At 68.2% G+C, this 16,784-nt stretch carries 18 protein-coding genes; 10 read left to right on the top strand and 8 right to left on the bottom strand.

Features of this window, described 5'->3' with window-relative positions:
* Window positions 1-59 precede the first annotated feature (59 nt).
* The 4 genes from QRO93_RS14225 to QRO93_RS14210 are packed head-to-tail and all read right to left on the bottom strand — an operon-like array spanning window position 60 to window position 2,914.
* On the bottom strand, window positions 60-857 hold the full coding sequence (locus QRO93_RS14225; RefSeq protein ID WP_180880850.1) for an N-formylglutamate amidohydrolase: 798 nt from the start codon (window positions 855-857) through the stop codon (window positions 60-62).
* Window positions 850-1,404, bottom strand: coding sequence for an NUDIX hydrolase (locus QRO93_RS14220; protein ID WP_180880848.1), 555 nt, complete (start codon window positions 1,402-1,404; stop codon window positions 850-852). The genes QRO93_RS14225 and QRO93_RS14220 overlap by 8 nt, the downstream gene beginning before the upstream one ends.
* Window positions 1,401-2,336, bottom strand: coding sequence for a 5'-3' exonuclease H3TH domain-containing protein (locus tag QRO93_RS14215; protein ID WP_049457964.1), 936 nt, complete (start codon window positions 2,334-2,336; stop codon window positions 1,401-1,403). Before QRO93_RS14215 ends, QRO93_RS14220 begins: the two co-directional genes overlap by 4 nt.
* On the bottom strand, window positions 2,333-2,914 hold the full coding sequence (locus tag QRO93_RS14210; protein WP_065428689.1) for a nitroreductase: 582 nt from the start codon (window positions 2,912-2,914) through the stop codon (window positions 2,333-2,335). The genes QRO93_RS14215 and QRO93_RS14210 overlap by 4 nt, the downstream gene beginning before the upstream one ends.
* 331 nt (window positions 2,915-3,245) lie before the next feature.
* On the opposite strand from QRO93_RS14210, the gene QRO93_RS14205 reads away from it, so the two are divergent.
* Window positions 3,246-5,567 (top strand): DUF1631 domain-containing protein, encoded by a 2,322-nt coding sequence (locus QRO93_RS14205; protein WP_053448862.1) that lies wholly within the window; start codon window positions 3,246-3,248, stop codon window positions 5,565-5,567.
* Between the two features lie 51 nt (window positions 5,568-5,618).
* The gene (locus QRO93_RS14200; RefSeq protein ID WP_053448863.1) at window positions 5,619-6,698 is read left to right on the top strand and encodes an NAD(P) transhydrogenase subunit alpha; all 1,080 of its coding nucleotides are present in this window, start codon (window positions 5,619-5,621) and stop codon (window positions 6,696-6,698) included.
* Between the two features lie 62 nt (window positions 6,699-6,760).
* On the opposite strand, the gene QRO93_RS14195 is transcribed toward QRO93_RS14200, so the two are convergent.
* Genes QRO93_RS14195 through QRO93_RS14185 form a run of 3 tightly spaced genes read right to left on the bottom strand, consistent with a single transcriptional unit; the run spans window position 6,761 to window position 8,134 of the window.
* A complete protein-coding gene (locus QRO93_RS14195) occupies window positions 6,761-7,222 on the bottom strand; it encodes a DUF3106 domain-containing protein (RefSeq protein WP_053448864.1) in 462 nt (153 codons plus the stop codon).
* Between the two features lie 4 nt (window positions 7,223-7,226).
* Window positions 7,227-7,553, bottom strand: coding sequence for a hypothetical protein (locus QRO93_RS14190; RefSeq protein WP_049457541.1), 327 nt, complete (start codon window positions 7,551-7,553; stop codon window positions 7,227-7,229).
* Complete coding sequence (locus QRO93_RS14185; protein WP_080357282.1) at window positions 7,550-8,134, bottom strand: RNA polymerase sigma factor; 585 nt, start codon at window positions 8,132-8,134, stop codon at window positions 7,550-7,552. Before QRO93_RS14185 ends, QRO93_RS14190 begins: the two co-directional genes overlap by 4 nt.
* A gap of 98 nt (window positions 8,135-8,232) precedes the next feature.
* Here QRO93_RS14185 and QRO93_RS14180 point away from each other — a divergent pair, with 98 nt between their 5' ends.
* The gene (locus QRO93_RS14180; protein ID WP_049457539.1) at window positions 8,233-8,553 is read left to right on the top strand and encodes an NAD(P) transhydrogenase subunit alpha; all 321 of its coding nucleotides are present in this window, start codon (window positions 8,233-8,235) and stop codon (window positions 8,551-8,553) included.
* Complete coding sequence (locus QRO93_RS14175; protein ID WP_049457538.1) at window positions 8,550-10,010, top strand: NAD(P)(+) transhydrogenase (Re/Si-specific) subunit beta; 1,461 nt, start codon at window positions 8,550-8,552, stop codon at window positions 10,008-10,010. The genes QRO93_RS14180 and QRO93_RS14175 overlap by 4 nt, the downstream gene beginning before the upstream one ends.
* Before the next feature lie 92 nt (window positions 10,011-10,102).
* Here QRO93_RS14175 and QRO93_RS14170 read toward each other — a convergent pair whose 3' ends face one another.
* Window positions 10,103-10,522 (bottom strand): hypothetical protein, encoded by a 420-nt coding sequence (locus tag QRO93_RS14170; protein ID WP_049457537.1) that lies wholly within the window; start codon window positions 10,520-10,522, stop codon window positions 10,103-10,105.
* Window positions 10,523-10,644: 122 nt separating this feature from the next.
* Here QRO93_RS14170 and sufT point away from each other — a divergent pair, with 122 nt between their 5' ends.
* The 6 genes from sufT (at window position 10,645) to QRO93_RS14140 (ending at window position 16,650) form a co-directional block, all read left to right on the top strand.
* Window positions 10,645-11,196, top strand: a complete 552-nt coding sequence (gene sufT, locus QRO93_RS14165; RefSeq protein ID WP_004144911.1) for a putative Fe-S cluster assembly protein SufT — start codon at window positions 10,645-10,647, stop codon at window positions 11,194-11,196.
* Window positions 11,197-11,255: 59 nt separating this feature from the next.
* Window positions 11,256-12,350, top strand: a complete 1,095-nt coding sequence (locus QRO93_RS14160) for a branched-chain amino acid aminotransferase (protein WP_004154341.1) — start codon at window positions 11,256-11,258, stop codon at window positions 12,348-12,350.
* 170 nt (window positions 12,351-12,520) lie between these two features.
* Window positions 12,521-13,177 (top strand): hypothetical protein, encoded by a 657-nt coding sequence (locus QRO93_RS14155; protein ID WP_053448866.1) that lies wholly within the window; start codon window positions 12,521-12,523, stop codon window positions 13,175-13,177.
* Window positions 13,174-13,509 (top strand): transcriptional regulator, encoded by a 336-nt coding sequence (locus tag QRO93_RS14150; protein WP_004154344.1) that lies wholly within the window; start codon window positions 13,174-13,176, stop codon window positions 13,507-13,509. The genes QRO93_RS14155 and QRO93_RS14150 overlap by 4 nt, the downstream gene beginning before the upstream one ends.
* A 1-nt stretch (window position 13,510) precedes the next feature.
* Entirely contained in the window at window positions 13,511-14,533 is a 1,023-nt protein-coding gene (locus tag QRO93_RS14145; protein WP_053448868.1) for a M23 family metallopeptidase, read from the top strand.
* Between the two features lie 377 nt (window positions 14,534-14,910).
* The gene (locus QRO93_RS14140) at window positions 14,911-16,650 is read left to right on the top strand and encodes a S8 family peptidase (RefSeq protein WP_180880846.1); all 1,740 of its coding nucleotides are present in this window, start codon (window positions 14,911-14,913) and stop codon (window positions 16,648-16,650) included.
* Window positions 16,651-16,784: the final 134 nt, after the last annotated feature.

Raw genomic sequence — 16,784 nt, 5'->3', positions numbered from 1 at the left:
CCCCCCCCCCCCCCCCCACTACCGATTCGGGGTAGATCCACGCCATGCGTGGACGATCCTCAACCGGCCGCCAGCAACTGCGGCTGCAACGCGCTGAAGATCCGCGCCAGCCGCTCCGCCCATGCCTGCTGTCCGGCGGCATCGGCAATCAGGTCCTGGCGGATTTCCAGTTCCACGTGCACCAGGCCGCGGCCTTCGCCATGCACCGGCACTGCGTAGTCGCTGGTGCTGCTCACCGAGTACGGCTCGTTGTCGCCCACCACCAGGTCGCCTTCGTCGCGCAGCGCCTGCAGCAGTGCATGCGCAAATCGCGTGTCCTGGTGGTACAGCACGCCGGCCTGCCACGGCCGCTGCATGCCGTTCATCACCGGGGTGAAGCTGTGCATCATCACCAGCAGGGTGGCGCGGCCGGCATCGCGGCGTGCGTCCAGTTCGGCGTCGATGCGTGCGTGGTAGGGCGCGTGGATCGCATCGATGCGCTGCTGCCGCTGCGCCGCCGACAGCCCGGCATTGCCCGGCACCCGGGTGTGGTCGCTCACTTCCGGAATCAGCGTGGGCGAGGCCAGCGGACGGTTGCAGTCGATCAGCAGCCGCGAATAGGTCTGTTCGATCGCCCAGGCATCGAGCCGTTCGGCCAATGCGCGGGTGGTGCCGGCAATGCCGATGTCCCAGCCGATGTGGCGGTCCAGTTCGGCCTGCGGCAAGCCCAGGCCGGCGAGGGCACGCGGTACCTGCTGGCCGGCGTGGTCGGCCAGCAGCAGGAACGGCGAGGCGCCCCGCGGCTGGTGGATCGTGTAGAGCGCCGGGTCGTCGGCGTCCAGCAACGCCGGCAACGTGTGCAGGTCGGCGTCAGCCACGCGCGCGCCCGTCCAAGTGGTGCTCGATCATCCACAGGCCGGCCCACAGCTTGGCATCCAGCTCGTAGCCTTCGCCCATTTTCTGCACCAGCCATGCCGCGGCCTGCGTGCGCGGAATCTCGTGCACGGTGATGTCCTCGCTGTCATCGCCGCCGCCTTCGCCGATCCGGCGCAGGCCGGTGGCGCGCACGAAGGCGATCTTCTCGCTGCTGGCACCGGAGGAGGTCGGGCCGATCATCAGCACTTCGGCGTGATCGGCGGTCCAGCCGGTTTCTTCTTCCAGCTCGCGCACGGCCGAGACTTCGATCGACTCGCCGGCATGGATGTCGCCGACCAGGCCGGCTGGCATCTCGATGGTGGGTGCCTGCAGTGGCACGCGGAACTGTTCGACGAACAGCACCTTGTCCTCGGGGGTGACGGCGATGATGATCGCCGCCAGGCCACCGGCATGGGTACGTTCGCTGTATTCCCAGGTGCCGCGCACCAGCATGCGCTGGTACTTGCCTTCATAGACGACACGCGGGGCTTCGGTATTGCGCTGGCTCATGCGGGCTCGCTGTGGATGGGAAGAGGGTCGGCCACGCCGGCGGCATCGAACAGCCGGCGGCGGGTCATCGGGCCGAAGCGCAGGGTCTGGCACAGGCCACCGAGCAGCTCCGGGTCGGCGGCCTGGCGCAGCAGCCCGGGCTGGCTGCCTTCCAGCGGCGCATCCAGCGCGATGGTGGTCAGCTGGCGCCACAGCAGGGCGTGCTCGCGCTGCTCGCGCAGGCGCACCGCCATCTGTGCAGCGCCGCGCAGGCGCAGGAACGGCACTTCGTCCAGGCGTTCGTACAGCGCGTCCATGCTGCCGAAGTGGGCCAGCAGCACGGCGGCGGACTTGCTGCCGACACCACTGACGCCGGGAATGTTGTCCACCGCATCGCCGCACAGCGCCAGGTAATCGGCGATCTGGTGTGCATGCACGCCATGACGTGCCTTGACGCCGGCCACGTCCCAGCGCTGGTTGCGCGCGTAGTCCCACTGCTCGTCGTGATCGAGCAGCAGCTGCGACAGGTCCTTGTCGGCGGAAATGATCACGCCACGATGGCTGTGCCGGTGCTGGTGCAGGGCACTGCCGATCAGGTCATCGGCCTCGTAGTCATGATGGGCCAGCACCACCAGGCCCAGCGCGGCGCACAGTGCCTTGCAGTGCACGAACTGGCGCTTCAGTGCTTCCGGCGCCGGGTCGCGGTTGGCCTTGTAGGCCGCGTACAGGCGGTGGCGGAAGCCGCTGTCGAGCGCTTCGTCGAAGGCGATGGCGATGTGCCGCGGGCGCTCGCGCTCAAGCAGGTCCAGCAGGAAGCGGGCAAAGCCGTGCACGGCGTTGGTCGGCCAGCCCTGTGCATCCTGGAACTGGTCCGGCAACGAATGCCAGGCGCGGAACACGTAGATGCTGGCATCAACCAGGTACAGCGAGGGCGCCGGTGCCGGCAGGGTCATGCCGGCGGCGTCCAGTCGCGCAGCAGCGCCGCAGGGTCGGGGCGCTCGCGCTCTGGAACCTCGGCCTTCGGCGTACCGATGTGGATGAAACCCGCGATGCTTTCGCCCGCGGCCAGGCCGAGGTGGGCCTGCACGGCGGGGTCGAATGCCATCCACGCGGTCAGCCACTGGGCGCCGAAGCCCAGCGCCTGTGCCGCCTGCAGCAGGGCGAAGCAGACGCAGCCGGCGGTCATCAGCTGCTCCTGCTCGGGCACCTTCGGGTCCGGGCGCGGGCTGGCCACCACCACGATCACCAGCGGCGCGTGGCTGAAGCGCTGGCGGTCCTTCTCGAATACCGCCTCGCCGGCATGCGGGTCGCGCTGGCGGCTGCGTTCGACCAGGAAGTCGCCCAGAGTGTGACGTGCATCGCCGGCGATCTTCAGGAAGCGGAACGGCACGCGCTTGCCGTGGTCGGGCACGCGCACCGCCGAAGCCAGCATCCGCTGCAGGGTGGCCGGGTCCGGTCCGGGCTCGCCGAGCTGCCGCGAGGGCACTGAGCGGCGGGCATCCAGGGCAAGCAGGGCGGCGGGGTCGGGCATGGAGTCTGAACCGGTCATCACGGGTGTTTGATTATAGTCGGGGTGGTCAACGACGCCGTTTGTGTCGCGTCCGGCCTTTGAATATCAAACTGTGATGAACGTCATGCCACTGGCGGGAAACGGACGGCCGCTTCCCCTCGCCTCGCAGGCCTTGCACGGCTTACGATATCTATCTTGCCGGGCCGCCGGTCATGAGGTTTGAAGTGAGGACTGTTTCACTGTCCGTGACGGGCTGGCCGGCCTACCATCGACGTACCGGTGCATGGGGTGTGCCGGCCGTCGCGATGTCCATGCTGTCTGTCGTACCAGAGAAGGTGGGGAGCCTTCCCGAATGATGAGCGTGCCCACACCGATGGGATCGCCGGGGCGTGACCCGGCCCAGCTCCAGCGTGCCCGGGACATGGTCCTGCCGGCGCTGTGCCAGGCCTTCGGGGCCGCACTGGCGCGGTTCGACGATGCCCTGTTCGACCGGGCCGGCAATGCCGGTTCGTCGCAGCTGCTGTTCCTGGATGCGATGCGTGAACTGCGCCGCCGCCGCGAGGATATCGCGGCCGCCTTTGCCGGCCATCTGCAGCGGGCCTGGGAGGCGCTGGCCAGCGGTGAACCGCTGTCGGCCGAAACGACCCTGTCCGGCCCGGCCGAGGACGGCCTGAGCCTGTTGGCGGAACATGTGCTGGAATCGCGGCTGGCAGTGCGCAACTTCGCCACCGTGCTGCTGCGTGACTTCAAACCGGTGCTGGCGCGGCTCGACCGCCGCCTGGGCCGGCTGATCGGTGGCAGTGAACTGGATGCCGATCACAACCCGATCAGTCCCGAGCATCTGGGTGTCGCCATCCACGAAGCTTTTGCCGGCTGTGAACTGGCCCCGGAAGTGCACCTGGTGCTGATCAAGCTGTGCGAGCGCGACCTGCGCGCACCGGTCGGCCGCATCTACGAGAAGCTTGACGAACAACTGGCTGCGGCCGGCGTGATGTCGCAGATGGGGGCGCCACGGCGTCCGCCGTCGGCCGCGCCCGACCCGCGCATGGCCTCGGCCCTGGACGACCTGGTGGAACAGCGCCAGGGCGCGGGCTTCGATGCCGACTTCAGTGAAGATGAGCAGGCCGCGCCGGCCTGGGCACAGCGCTTTGCCGCGCGCTGGTCCGAGCGGCGTGGCCACATGCAGCAGCACCTGCCGGGCGAAGACAGCGGTACTGGCGAGGCCTACGCCGGCCAGCAGGGCATGCTGCTGGAAGCGCTGCACGAACTGCTGCAGCAGACCCGCCATGTGCGCGAGGATGCAACGTCGGCCGCGCAGGTGGCGATCGGCCAGCAGCGCCCGCTCAGCCAGCGCGAGATGATGTCGGTGTTGTCGCTCCTGCAGGCCACCCCCAGTGCGACGCTGCGTGCAGCGATCGGCGAGGATGGTGAATCGCTGGCGCAGCGGTTGAAGAGTGAAGTGCTGTCCAGCGCCACCCGCCTCGGCGTCGACCCCGGCCAGACCCGGCTGGACCCGCAGGACGAAGATGCGATCGACCTGGTCGGCATGCTGTTCGACGTGATGCTGGACGAGCGCGAACTGGAAGGCCGCTCGCGCGAGCTGATCGGCCGCCTGGTGGTGCCGTTCGTCAAGGTCGCGATGCTCGACCGCCGCATGTTCGTGCAGAAGACCCACCCGGCCCGCAAGCTGCTCAATTCGCTGGCCGAGGCCTGCGAAGGCAACACCGGCGAGAGCCAGGCCGAGCGCATGCTGATGGCCAAGGTCGAGGAAATCATTGAGCGCCTGGTGGCCGAGTTCAACGAGAACCTGGCGATCTTCCTGACCCTGGAAGAAGAATTCCGCGAGTTCCTGGTGCAGCATCGCCGCCGTGTGGAAATCGCCGAGCGCCGTGCTGCCGAGACCCAGCGCGGCCAGGAAAAGCTGGAAATGGCCCGTACCCGTGCCGGCGCCGAGCTGGATCGCCGTATCGGTGACGCCACTTTGCCGCCGGCCATCGCCGAGTTCCTGCGCCAGCCGTGGCAGCACCACCTGACCCTGGCGCTGCTGCGCGAAGGCGAGGAGGGCGCGTCGGTGGCCGAGGCCCTGGGCCTGGGCGACGGCCTGCTGGAGGAAGTGGCCGAGGCCCGCCGCCAGATCGTCGGCAAGCCGTGGCTGCAGGCCTGGCAGCCGGCGCTGGCCAAGGTGTTCGCCAGTGTCGGCGTACATGGTGACGCGGCCACCGGCGCCATCGACGCCCTGCATGACACCCTGCAGGGCATTGCCGAGTCCCGTCCGGAGCTGCAGCGCGCGCTGCCGGAGCTGCCGCAGGTCGCACTGCCGGCACCGCCGGTGGCCGAGTCGCCGGCAGTGGAACTGGGGGGGCAGATCGATGCCGATGACTTCGACAATGCCGACGCCGATCGCTTCCGTCGCATGGAAATCGGCAACTGGCTGGACTTCGTCGACAAGGATGGCAAGGTCCAGGCCGGCAAGCTGTCCTGGGTCAGTCCGATCTCTTCGCGCCTGCTGTTCGTGAACCGCCGCGGTGTGCGCTTCTGCGTGGCCTCGCCGGAAGAGCTGGCGGTGATGGTGCGGCTGGGCCGCCTGCGTGCCCACGTTGATGATGGCGCCTTCGACAGCGCGATGCAGGGTGTGATCGATCGATTGGACCCGGGCAGCGCCACCCTGCATTGAGCAGGGCCGCCTGCTAGGATCGGGAAAACTCACCGATCAGCGGGGACCTGCATGGCCGTGGCGTTGCTGGGGATCAAGGAGACCGTGCCGGGCGAACGGCGCGTGGCGCTGACGCCGGAGACCGCGCGCAAGCTCGGTGCCCTGGGCATCACCGTCTGGTACGAAAGCGGTGCCGGCCTCGCGGCGGGTTTCACCGATGCCGCCTATGACGATGCCGGTGCCCGTGCGTTCGATGCGCAGCGCTGGGGCGAGATCGACATCCTGCTGTGCGTGCAGGCACCGCCTGCGGGGGTGCTGGAAAAGCTCAAGCCGGGTGCCAGCGTGGTCGGATTGCTGACCCCGGCCAGCGATCCAGCCCTGGCTGCACTCGCTGCCGAGGATCGTCTGCACCTGTTCCCGCTGCAGCAGCTGCCGCGCACCACCCGTGCGCAGGCGATGGACGTGCTCAGTTCACAGGCCGGCATGGCCGGTTACAAGGCCGCGCTGATCGCCGCCGAGCGCGCGCCGCGCTTCTTCCCGATGCTGACCACCGCCGCCGGTACCGTGCGGCCGGCCAAGGTGCTGGTGATCGGTGCCGGCGTGGCCGGGTTGCAGGCGATTGCCACCGCGCGCCGGCTCGGCGCGCAGGTGGAGGGCTTCGACGTGCGCCCGGAAACCCGCGAGCAGATCCAGTCGCTGGGTGCGCGCTTCCTCGACCTGGGCGTGAGCGCGGCGGGCGAGGGCGGCTATGCGCGCGCGCTCACCGATGAGGAGCGCGCCGAACAGCAGCGCCGCCTGGCCGACCATCTGCGCGGCGTCGACGTGGTGATCTGCACGGCGGCAGTGCCGGGGCGCCCGGCACCGACGATCGTGACCGCCGCGATGGTGGACGGCATGGCCACCGGCAGCGTGATCGTGGACCTGGCGGCGGAGAGCGGCGGCAACTGCGCGCTGACCCAGCCGGGCCAGTGCATCGAGCATCAAGGGGTGACCATCGATGGCCCGCTGGGCCTGGCCAGTCGTGGTGCGACCCAGGCCAGCGAAATGTATGCGCGCAACCTGCTCAACTTCGTCGCGCTGTTCGTGCGCGAGGGCCAGCTCGGCTTCGATTGGGAAGACGAACTGCTGGCGAAGACGCGCTGGCAGTCGTGAATGACGTGGGGTCAGATCCCTTTGCCGCTGGCAAAGGGATCTGGCCCCGCTATCCCGAAGGTTTACCGCGGCTTCGCCGGCGGCGGATTGTCGCGCACCCAGTCCTTGCGCTGCTCCGGCGTCATCTGCGACCAGCGCTCACGCAGAGCTTCGCGCTGCGCAGGTGGCATGTCGCGCATCTGCCCGAACAGGGCACGCGCCTGCTCGCGCTGTTCCGGGCTCATGTGCTCGAAGCGGCGCAGGCCGCGACGGGCCTTGTCGCGCTCCTCCGGGCTCATCGACTGCCAGCGCTGGCCGTGAGAGAGCATGCGCTGGCGCTGGCCGGCATCGGCGCCGTTCCAGCGGTCGCGCAGCGGTGCCAGCAGGGATTCGCGCTGGGCTTCACTCAGCTGTTCCCACGCTGGCAGGGGCGTGGCCGGCAGGGGGCGCGCGGCAGGCGTGTGCGCGGCGCTCTGCGCCAGCGCCGGGACGGCCGGCAGCAGCGACAGGGTCAGCAACAGCGGCAGGATGTTCAATCGGGGCATGGTTTCACTCCATCGCCAGGTCGGTGTCGCCCAGCCACAGGTACAGATCGGGATTTTCGTCGTACAGCGCGCTGTTGTCTTCCACCGAGGCCAGCACCGGAGCCGGCGCGGGGCCCGTCACGGGGCCGTGGCCGCTGAACTGCAGGCCGATACCCAGTGCCACCACCAGCGAACAGGCACTGGCCAGCCACCAGCGCCAGCGCCCGCGATGGGCCGCCGTGGCGCCGTGGCGGGCCAGGCGCAACCGGGCCAGCGTGGCCGGCGACAGCGCCTGCAGCGACTGCGCGTGCAGGCTGCGCAGGGTGTCATCGGAGGGCAGGGAGCGGTTCACGGGTGGGTCTCCAGGTAGTCCTGCAGCGCCTGCCGGGCGCGTGCCAGATGGGTTTTTACCGCGCCTTCGCTGCAGCCCATGGCGCGGGCGGTGGTGGCCCCGTCCAGGTCCTGCAGCACGCGCAGGGTGAAGGCCTCGCGCTGGCGCGCAGGCAGCGTGCGCAGTGCCTGCACCAGCTGCTGGTACTGCTGGCGCTGCTCATGCGCCTGCGCCGGGTCCGGGCCGGGGTCGGCCCAGTCGATGTCGCCCCCGTCGGCGTCCTGGTTGTCGCGCCAGAACGGCAGGCGGAAGCGGCGCCGGCGCTGCAGGTCGATCACGCGCCGGCGCAGGATGCTCCAGAACAGCGGCGCCCATTCGGTGGCCGGTTTGTCGGCATAGTCCAGCATGCGCATCAGCGCGTCCTGCACCGCGTCCATGGCGTCTTCGCGCTGGCGCAGGCCGGCCTCGGCGAAGCGGAACGCACGCGGGCCGACGCTGGCCAGGAACGCTTCCAGCGACGCCGGCACGGCATCGGTCTCGGCGCTCGGGGGGACGGGGCTGCTCACCAGCACAGGGTACGGTTCCTCGCTCGGGGTCACCATCGACAACGCGTGAGCGTCGCTTCGGTTGACGCGGGGTACGCGCCGGGTTCAGCCCGTGGTTATGATGGGCCGACGAAGACAGAGCGGGAGCGTTGCCAGTGAGTGACGGGTTCGTAGCGCTGTACATCTTCATGCTGGCCGCCATTGCCGGCCACGTGATCATTTCGCGGGTGCCGGTGATCCTGCACACCCCGCTGATGTCGGGTTCCAACTTCATCCACGGCATCGTGCTGATCGGTGCGATGGTGGTGCTGGGGCATGCGCAGACGCCGCTGGAAAAAGCGCTGGGCTTCCTCGCCGTGGTGCTTGGCGCCGGCAACGCCGCCGGCGGCTACGTGGTCACCGCGCGCATGCTGGAAATGTTCAAGCCGAGCGCGCCCAAGGGCGGCAAGGATCAGCCGAAGGAGCCGCAGGCTTGAACATCAGCACCGTCGAACTGCTCGACTGGCTGGTCAAGGCCAGCTACCTCGTCGCCGCTACGCTGTTCCTGCTGGGCCTGCAGCGCATGGCCTCGCCGCTGACCGCGCGCAGCGGCATCCGCTGGGCCGGGCTGGGCATGCTGCTGGCCACGGCGGCGACCTTCTTCCTGCCCGAACTGCACAACGTGCCGTTGATCCTGGTGGCGCTGCTGCTCGGCGCGGGGCTGGCCTGGTGGTCGGCCGGCAAGGTCGCCATCACCGACATGCCGCAGATGGTGGCGCTGTACAACGGCATGGGTGGCGGTTCGGCGGCGGCGATCGGCGCAGTGGAACTGCTGCGCTATGCCTTCCTGGCCCACCGTGACACCACGCACTGGAGCGAGCAGGCACTGGCCGATCTGGCCGCGCGCCAACCGTCGGGCACGGTGTTGCTGCTGGCGGTGGTCGGCGCGGCGATCGGCGCGGTGTCGCTGTCCGGCTCGGTGATCGCCTGGGCCAAGCTGGATGGCCGCCTCGACAAGCGGGTGACCTGGCCGGGCCAGCAGGTGATGAACCTGGTGGTGGCGCTGGCGGTGGTGGTCCTGGCGATCATCGCCGCCAGCACGCTCAGCACTTGGGCGATCGTCGCCTTCTTCGTGCTGGCGCTGGCGCTGGGCGTGTTGATGACGCTGCCGATCGGTGGCGCTGACATGCCGGTGGTGATCTCTCTGTACAACGCGTTCACTGGCCTGGCGGTGTCGTTCGAAGGCTATGTGCTGGGCAACGAGGCGCTGATCATCGCCGGCATGATGGTCGGTGCGGCGGGCATCCTGCTGACCCGGCTGATGGCCAAGGCAATGAACCGGCCGATCCGCAATGTGCTGTTCTCCAACTTCGGCGGTGGTGCCGGCGGTGAAGCACAGGCGATCTCCGGTTCGCAGAAGCCGATTGAAGCGGCCGACGTGGCGGCGATGATGGCCTTCGCCGAGCGCGTGGTGATCGTGCCCGGTTATGGCATGGCGGTCGCGCAGGCCCAGCACAAGATCTGGGAACTGGCGCAGCGGCTGGGCCAGCGCGGGGTGAAGGTGAAGTTCGCCATCCACCCGGTGGCCGGGCGCATGCCCGGGCACATGAACGTGCTGCTGGCCGAAGCGGGCGTGCCCTACGACCTGATCGCTGACATGGACGACATCAATCCCGAATTCGCCAACACCGACGTGGTGCTGGTGATCGGCGCCAACGACGTGGTCAATCCGGTCGCGCGTACCGACCCGGCCAGCCCGATCTACGGCATGCCGGTGCTGGACGTGGTCAACGCGCGCAACGTGGTGGTGATCAAGCGCGGCAAGGGCACCGGCTTTGCCGGCATCGAGAATGCGCTGTTCTACGCGGACAACACCCGCATGCTGTACGGCGATGGTGCTGAAGCGGCGGCCTCACTGGTAAGTGAACTGAAGGCGCTCGACGGCGGGCATTGAAGGCCGGGGTCGGATCCGCCGAGGGCCGGTAGGTGCGGACCTTGGTCCGCACGTTTTTGCCGGCCAGCGGCCGGCACTACCTGCCGGTGGGCTCAGCGCGCCAGCCAGGCGCCGACGATCACGGCCACGGCCAGCCACAGCCATTCCATCGCGCCATTGGCCAGGGTGATCAGGGTCCAGGCCAGGTGCGGGCCCATGCGCAGGCTGGCGTCCCACAAACCCAGCCCGATCGAGCCGCCCATCCACGCACTGGCGATGGTCCAGTTGGCCACGGCGGCGACCAGCAGCGTGCCCAGCACGACCAGCGCGATGCGCAGGCGGCCCGGCCCCAGCGTGCCCATGCGCAGCATGAACACCAGTTCCAGTGCGGTCAGTACCGCCATCCAGCCGACCTGCCGACCGGTCATCAGCGCCAGCACCATCCAGGCAAGGGGAGCAACAACCAGGCCCAGCAACAGCATGAAGGGCCAGAGCCAGGTCACGGTCCTGGCACGCGCGGCATTGGAGGACATCGAAGCTCCCAGAAGGTCGCCCACAGGATACTGTGGTTTGCCGCAGTGCACCGGCGGTGGCAGGGCGGCTGGGCTAGAATGCCGTCTTGCGTGGCCTCGGCCGCGGCCCCATATCGGTCCCCATGTATTCCCGTAGCAGCGAACCTGTCCACTTCGAACGCGATTGCGAGGCCGTGATGGTCCCGCAGGGCGATACCGTGACCCTGCCCGCCGGCAGCTATGGGTACATCACCCAGGCGTTGGGCGGCAGTTACTCGGTGTTCGTCGAGGGCAACCTGTTCCGCATCGCCGGCAAGGACGGCGACGCCATCGGCAAGGAGGCCCCGGCACCGCTGGAGCTGCCCGCCGATGCCACCGATGAACAGGTGGAACAGCTGGTGTGGCAGCAGCTTCGCACCTGCTTCGACCCGGAAATTCCGGTGAACATCGTCGAACTGGGCCTGGTCTACGAGGTCGAGATCAAGCATCTGGACGAAGGCCAGCGCGAGATCGACGTGAAGATGACCCTGACCGCACCGGCCTGCGGCATGGGTGACATCCTGGTCGATGATGTGCGCAGCAAGCTTGAAATGATCCCGACGGTGGCCGAGGCCGACGTCGAGCTGGTATTCGACCCGCCGTGGAACCAGCACATGATGTCCGAAGCGGCGCGGCTCGAGACCGGCATGCTTTGACCCACGGCCCGCAGCGACGCGGGCCCGGCACTACCCGCAACCAGAACAGGAAATCTCCGGTGTCCCAGTCCATTCCCAGCTTCGCCGTCACCCGTTCGGACCACCCGCGCAGCGCTGAAGAGCGCGCCCAGATCCTGGAGAAGCCGGGCTTCGGCCTGCACTTCACCGATCACATGGTGGAAGTGCGCTGGGACAAGGATGCCGGCTGGCACAACGCCAACGTGCGCGCCTACGGCCCGCTGCAGCTGGATCCGGCTGCGGCCGTGCTGCACTACGGCCAGGAAATCTTCGAAGGCATCAAGGCCTACCGCCACGCCGACGGTTCGATCTGGACCTTCCGCCCGGATGCCAACGGCCGTCGCCTGCAGCGTTCGGCGCAGCGCCTGGCGCTGCCGGAACTGCCGGTGGAGATCTTCGTTGAATCGCTGAAGCAGCTGATCGCGGTGGACAGCGCCTGGGTGCCGTCGGCCGACGAGTCCAGCCTGTACTTCCGTCCGTTCATGATCGGCGACGAAGCCTTCCTCGGCGTGCGCGGCGCGCACAAGGCCGGCTACTACGTCATCGCCAGCCCGGCCGGCCCGTACTTCGCCAAGGGCGTCGCCCCGGTGTCGATCTGGCTGTCGACCGAGTACGCGCGTGCGGCCAAGGGTGGCACCGGTGCCGCCAAGTGCGGTGGCAACTACGCCGCCTCGCTGCTGCCGCAGCAGAAGGCACAGGCCCAGGGCTGCTCGCAGGTGCTGTTCCTCGACCCGGTCGAGGGCAAGTACCTGGAAGAACTGGGCGGCATGAACGTGTTCCTGGTCTACAAGGACGGCACGCTGGTTACCCCGGAACTGTCCGGCAGCATCCTCGAGGGCATCACCCGCGAGAGCATCCTGCAGCTGGCGCGCGACCGCGGCATGAAGGTCGAAGAGCGCAAGGTCAGCATTGACGAGTGGAAGGACGGCGTGGCGTCCGGTGCGATCAGCGAAGTGTTCGCCTGCGGCACGGCGGCGGTGGTTACCCCGATCGGCCAGCTGAAGGGCGAGGGCTTCTCGGTGGGCGACATCAACGCCCCGGCCGGCGAAGTGACCATGTCGCTGCGCAAGGAGCTGACCGATATCCAGTACGGCCGTCTGCCGGACCGCCACAACTGGCTGGTCAAGCTGGGTTGATCGCTCGCACCGAACGATAGCGTCGAGCCAGGCTCGACCGCGTTCCCGGAAAGCCCGTCCCCGTGACGGGCTTTCTGCGTTATGGGGCCGCCGGATCGCTGCCCGGGAGTGATTGACGCAAATAGGTTTGCAATGCAAACTTAATTCAAACGCCCCCGCTGGAGCATGTCATGCAGCAGCCGTCCGTCATCGACCCTTCCTCGCGCCTGCAGGCGCTGACCCGTGAATACTCGCGGTACTCGCGAAGCGCCGGCGGCCTGTCGGCGATGGCCGGTGGCGTTGCCTGCCTGGCCTCTTTCCTGGCCGGCGCCCTGTTGCCGACCACCCTGGCGCTGCGCATCGTGCTGATCGCCATGCCCATGCTTTGGATCGTCGGCAAGCAGTGGCTTGCGCGCCGCTACTATCAGCGGCTGGGCCAGGTCGAGGAGCAGGTCACGCCGGTCGAGCGCAATTTCCAGCGATTCTTCATCGCCTTCACCGCGCTGGTAAGCGTGCTGGTGGTCGGCAGCGTGCTGACCCGGCTGGCCCCGATGGGGGAGCGGCCCTGGGACCTGCGCGCACTCGGTTACCTCGGGGTGGTGGCGATGCTGCCCTGGGTCGTGTGGCGTTGGCTGCGTACTCCCCTGGAGTTCATCGTGGGCGTGTTCCTGATGTGCCAGGCCGCGCTGGCCTTCACCGGGCAGACCTATGGGTTCGGGCCGAGCACCGCCGTGTTCCCGCTGGCGTCCATCGCGCTGATCGTCGTCGGCTGGCGTGATCACCAGCGCTTCCTCCGCCTGCAGGCCGAGATGCGCATGTTCATGGCGGGGCGGGCACACCCCGAATGAGCAGATTGCCTGATGCCCGCACGCTGCTGCAGCTTGATCGCCTGATCCACGAACCGGCACGCCTGCTGATCCTGTCGATCCTGGCCGGCGCCGAATCGGCCGAGTTCGGTTTCGTCGAACATCTCAGTGGCCTGAGCAAAGGCAACCTGTCCAGCCATCTGAGCAAGTTGGAGGCGGCCGGGCTGGTTGCCATCGACAAGACGTTCCGGGGCAAGCGTCCCCTGACCACCCTGCAGCTGACTCCGGTTGGGCGACAGGCCCTTACCGAATACCGCACGCAGCTGGCGGCGATCGTCGCCGGTATTCCCGTTCCAGATCGCAAGGAGCCCTGACATGACATTGCTTCCACGCCTGATTGCAGTTCTGGTTCTCGCCCTTCCAGCCCTCGGTGGCAGGGCCGCGACGAGCGATCCGCGCCAGCAGGGGGCGGCGTTGACCACGCAGTTCTACGAGGGACACATCGACGCCCTGTGGGAGCGGATGACGCCGCAGATGCAGGCGGCGCTGCAGTCCAGGCAGAACCTGGTGGCACTGCGCGAGCAGGTGATCTCCGGCTGGGGGGCGGAAACGGAAGTGGTCAGCGAGAAGGTCGGCAGTGCAGATGGAAACGACACCTATCTGCGCCAGGTTCGTTTCGAGAAGCGCCCGGGCATCGTCCAGGTGCTGTGGGCACTCGACGCCGAGGGGCGGATCAGCGGCTTCTACATCCGCCCCGAACAGTCCTCGCCCCCACAGGCCGCGGCCAGCCGGTTCCTTGACTACACCACCCGCACGCGCCTGCAACTGCCGTTCGACGACGAGTTCTTCGTGTTCTGGGGTGGGCGCAGCATCGAGCAGAACTACCATGCGGCCCACGCCGGCCAGCGCTTCGCGCTGGACCTGCTGATGGTCCGCGAGGGCCGATCGCACCGGGGCGACGGGCTGCGCAATGAAGACTACTTCTGCTTCGGTCGCCCGATCCTCGCGCCTGCCGATGGCACCGTGGTAGAGGTGGTCGACAGTGTTGCCGACAACGTGCCCGGCCAGATGAATGCGGCGCAGCTCACCGGCAACCGGGTCATCCTCGACCACGGCAATGACGAGTACTCGGTGCTGGCGCACCTGCGGCAGGGCAGCGTGCGCGTCGCACAGGGGCAGGTGGTCCGCAGCGGTGCGCATCTGGCTGACTGTGGCAACAGCGGAAATTCCTCCGAGCCGCACCTGCACTACCAGCTGCAGGCAGGGCCTGCATTCGGCGTCGGCGCGGCGCTGCCGGCGCAGTTCTCCGATTACCTGGCCGATGGCCAGCCCGTCGCGCGCGGTGAGCCGGTCAAGGGGCAGCAGATCCGTCCCGCCGGTGTTGCGCAGGCACAGTAGCGCTGTTCCTGAAGCACATGCGTGATGGCCGTTCCGATGCCGGGCGGCCGTCGTCGTTGGTGAGCGGACGCCGATGTCGGCAAAGTCATGCGTGGACATGACATCCCCCAGTCAGGGCTGTGCAGGGCGCGCGAAAGTTCCTTCACCTTCACAAACCCTCGACCCGGAAAGTCTCAGATCAGACATTTCATCTTGCTGAAAAGACGCTGAAAATCTTGTGGTGTCCGGTTTTGGTCATTAGCGTCATCTGCACGGCGGATCAAAAGGGGGATCCGCTGACTCGCCGGACTTCGAACCTCGCCAACGCAAGCCAGCCCATGGTTCGGGCCGGTGCTTCTGCCGATTCCGGCATTCACACCACTAGAAAGGGAAATACGATGTCCCAGGTAACGCAACCGCGTGTGCGTCGAGTGTGGGTGGTCCTTGGTGCGTCCGTTCTGTCATCGCTGCTGCTGGCCACGCCTGCGCTGGCCGGTGATGTCCAGCTCAGCGGGCTGCAGTCCGCGCCGACGCACCAGCGCTTCATCGTGAAGTACCGTGACGGCAGTGCGCCGGTGGCCAATACCACCGCACTGGCTTCCTCGCTGAAGACGGCCGCCGCCGGCCTGGCCAGCAGCCAGGGCCGCGCGCTGGGCCTGCAGGAAGTCCGCAAGCTGGCCGTCGGCCCGACCCTGGTCAGGACCGATCGTCCGCTCGACCAGGCCGAATCCGAGCTGCTGATGCGCAAGCTGGCCGCCGATCCGAACGTGGAATACGTCGAAGTCGACCAGATCATGCGTGCCACGCTGACGCCCAATGACACCCGTTTCAGCGAGCAGTGGGGCTTTGGCACCTCCAATGCGTCGATCAACGTGCGCCCGGCCTGGGACAAGTCGACCGGCACCGGCGTGGTGGTGGCGGTCATCGACACCGGCATCACCAACCATCCGGACCTCAATGCCAACATCCTGCCGGGCTACGATTTCATCAGCGATGCGGCGATGGCGCGTGATGGCGGTGGCCGCGACAGCAATCCGAACGACGAAGGCGACTGGTACGGTGCCAACGAGTGCGGCCCGGGCATTCCAGCCTCCAACTCCAGCTGGCACGGCACCCACGTCGCCGGCACGGTGGCGGCGGTGACCAACAACAGCACCGGCGTGGCCGGCACCGCGTTCAACGCCAAGGTCGTGCCGGTCCGCGTGCTCGGCAAGTGCGGTGGCTACACCTCGGACATCGCCGATGCGATCGTCTGGGCCTCCGGTGGCACCGTCAGTGGCGTGCCGGCCAACGCCAATCCGGCCGAGGTCATCAACCTCTCGCTGGGCGGCGGCGGCAGCTGCTCGTCCACCTACCAGAACGCAATCAACGGTGCGGTCGGCCGTGGCACCACGGTGGTGGTGGCCGCTGGCAACAGCAACACCAACGTGTCCTCGTCGGTGCCGGCCAACTGTGCGAACGTGATCGCGGTGGCCGCGACCACCTCGGCCGGTGCGCGTGCCAGCTTCTCCAACTATGGTGCCGGCATCGACATCTCCGGCCCGGGCCAGAGCATCCTGTCCACCCTCAACACCGGCACCACCACGCCGGGCAGCGCCACCTACGCGTCCTACAACGGCACCTCGATGGCGGCGCCGCACGTGGCGGGTGTGGTTGCACTGATGCAGTCGGTGGCGCCCAGCCCGCTGAGTCCGGCACAGGTCGAGAGCATCATCAAGAGCACCGCACGTCCGTTGCCGGGTGCATGCTCGGGTGGTTGCGGTGCCGGCATCGTCGACGCCGATGCCGCCGTTGCTGCGGCCATCAACGGTGGTGGGCCGAACCCGGGTGGCAACGTGCTGCAGAACAACGTGCCGGTGACCGGCCTGGGCGCCGCGACCGGTGCCGAGCTGAACTACACCGTCGCGGTTCCGGCCGGCAGCACCCAGCTGCGCGTGGCGATCAGTGGTGGCAGCGGTGATGCTGACCTCTACGTGCGCCAGGGCAGTGCCCCGACCGATACCACCTACACCTGTCGCCCGTACCTGAGTGGCAACAGCGAAACCTGCACCATCAACAGCCCCGCTGCCGGCACCTGGTATGTGCGGGTCAAGGCGTACAGCACCTTCTCGGGCCTGACCCTCAACGCCCAGTACTGAGCCCAAGTCCCTCTCCATGGGCACGCCCCGGCTCCGGCCGGGGCGTTCTTGTCCGGGTGGGTGCCGACCTTGGTCGGCACGGCCTTCGGCTTGGGATGCCTGTGCCGCGCTGGCGCGCGGTTGCCGAGCATGGC

Source organism: Stenotrophomonas maltophilia group sp. Smal17 (genome assembly GCF_030237045.1).
GTDB lineage: Bacteria > Pseudomonadota > Gammaproteobacteria > Xanthomonadales > Xanthomonadaceae > Stenotrophomonas > Stenotrophomonas forensis.
Note: the sequence above shows the minus strand (reverse complement) of the source record. Positions and strands in the feature narration are given on the sequence as shown.

What these genes read in the sequence shown, in the direction of transcription:
- QRO93_RS14210 (WP_065428689.1), bottom strand. Translation starts at nt 2,914, where the DNA reads ATGCCCGACCCCGCCGCCCTGCTTGCCCTGGATGCCCGCCGCTCAGTG.
- sufT (WP_004144911.1), top strand. Translation starts at nt 10,645, where the DNA reads ATGTATTCCCGTAGCAGCGAACCTGTCCACTTCGAACGCGATTGCGAG.
- QRO93_RS14155 (WP_053448866.1), top strand. Translation starts at nt 12,521, where the DNA reads ATGCAGCAGCCGTCCGTCATCGACCCTTCCTCGCGCCTGCAGGCGCTG.
- QRO93_RS14215 (WP_049457964.1), bottom strand. Translation starts at nt 2,336, where the DNA reads ATGACCCTGCCGGCACCGGCGCCCTCGCTGTACCTGGTTGATGCCAGC.
- QRO93_RS14220 (WP_180880848.1), bottom strand. Translation starts at nt 1,404, where the DNA reads ATGAGCCAGCGCAATACCGAAGCCCCGCGTGTCGTCTATGAAGGCAAG.
- QRO93_RS14200 (WP_053448863.1), top strand. Translation starts at nt 5,619, where the DNA reads ATGGCCGTGGCGTTGCTGGGGATCAAGGAGACCGTGCCGGGCGAACGG.
- QRO93_RS14185 (WP_080357282.1), bottom strand. Translation starts at nt 8,134, where the DNA reads ATGGTGACCCCGAGCGAGGAACCGTACCCTGTGCTGGTGAGCAGCCCC.
- QRO93_RS14140 (WP_180880846.1), top strand. Translation starts at nt 14,911, where the DNA reads ATGTCCCAGGTAACGCAACCGCGTGTGCGTCGAGTGTGGGTGGTCCTT.
- QRO93_RS14145 (WP_053448868.1), top strand. Translation starts at nt 13,511, where the DNA reads ATGACATTGCTTCCACGCCTGATTGCAGTTCTGGTTCTCGCCCTTCCA.
- QRO93_RS14205 (WP_053448862.1), top strand. Translation starts at nt 3,246, where the DNA reads ATGATGAGCGTGCCCACACCGATGGGATCGCCGGGGCGTGACCCGGCC.
- QRO93_RS14170 (WP_049457537.1), bottom strand. Translation starts at nt 10,522, where the DNA reads ATGTCCTCCAATGCCGCGCGTGCCAGGACCGTGACCTGGCTCTGGCCC.
- QRO93_RS14195 (WP_053448864.1), bottom strand. Translation starts at nt 7,222, where the DNA reads ATGCCCCGATTGAACATCCTGCCGCTGTTGCTGACCCTGTCGCTGCTG.
- QRO93_RS14150 (WP_004154344.1), top strand. Translation starts at nt 13,174, where the DNA reads ATGAGCAGATTGCCTGATGCCCGCACGCTGCTGCAGCTTGATCGCCTG.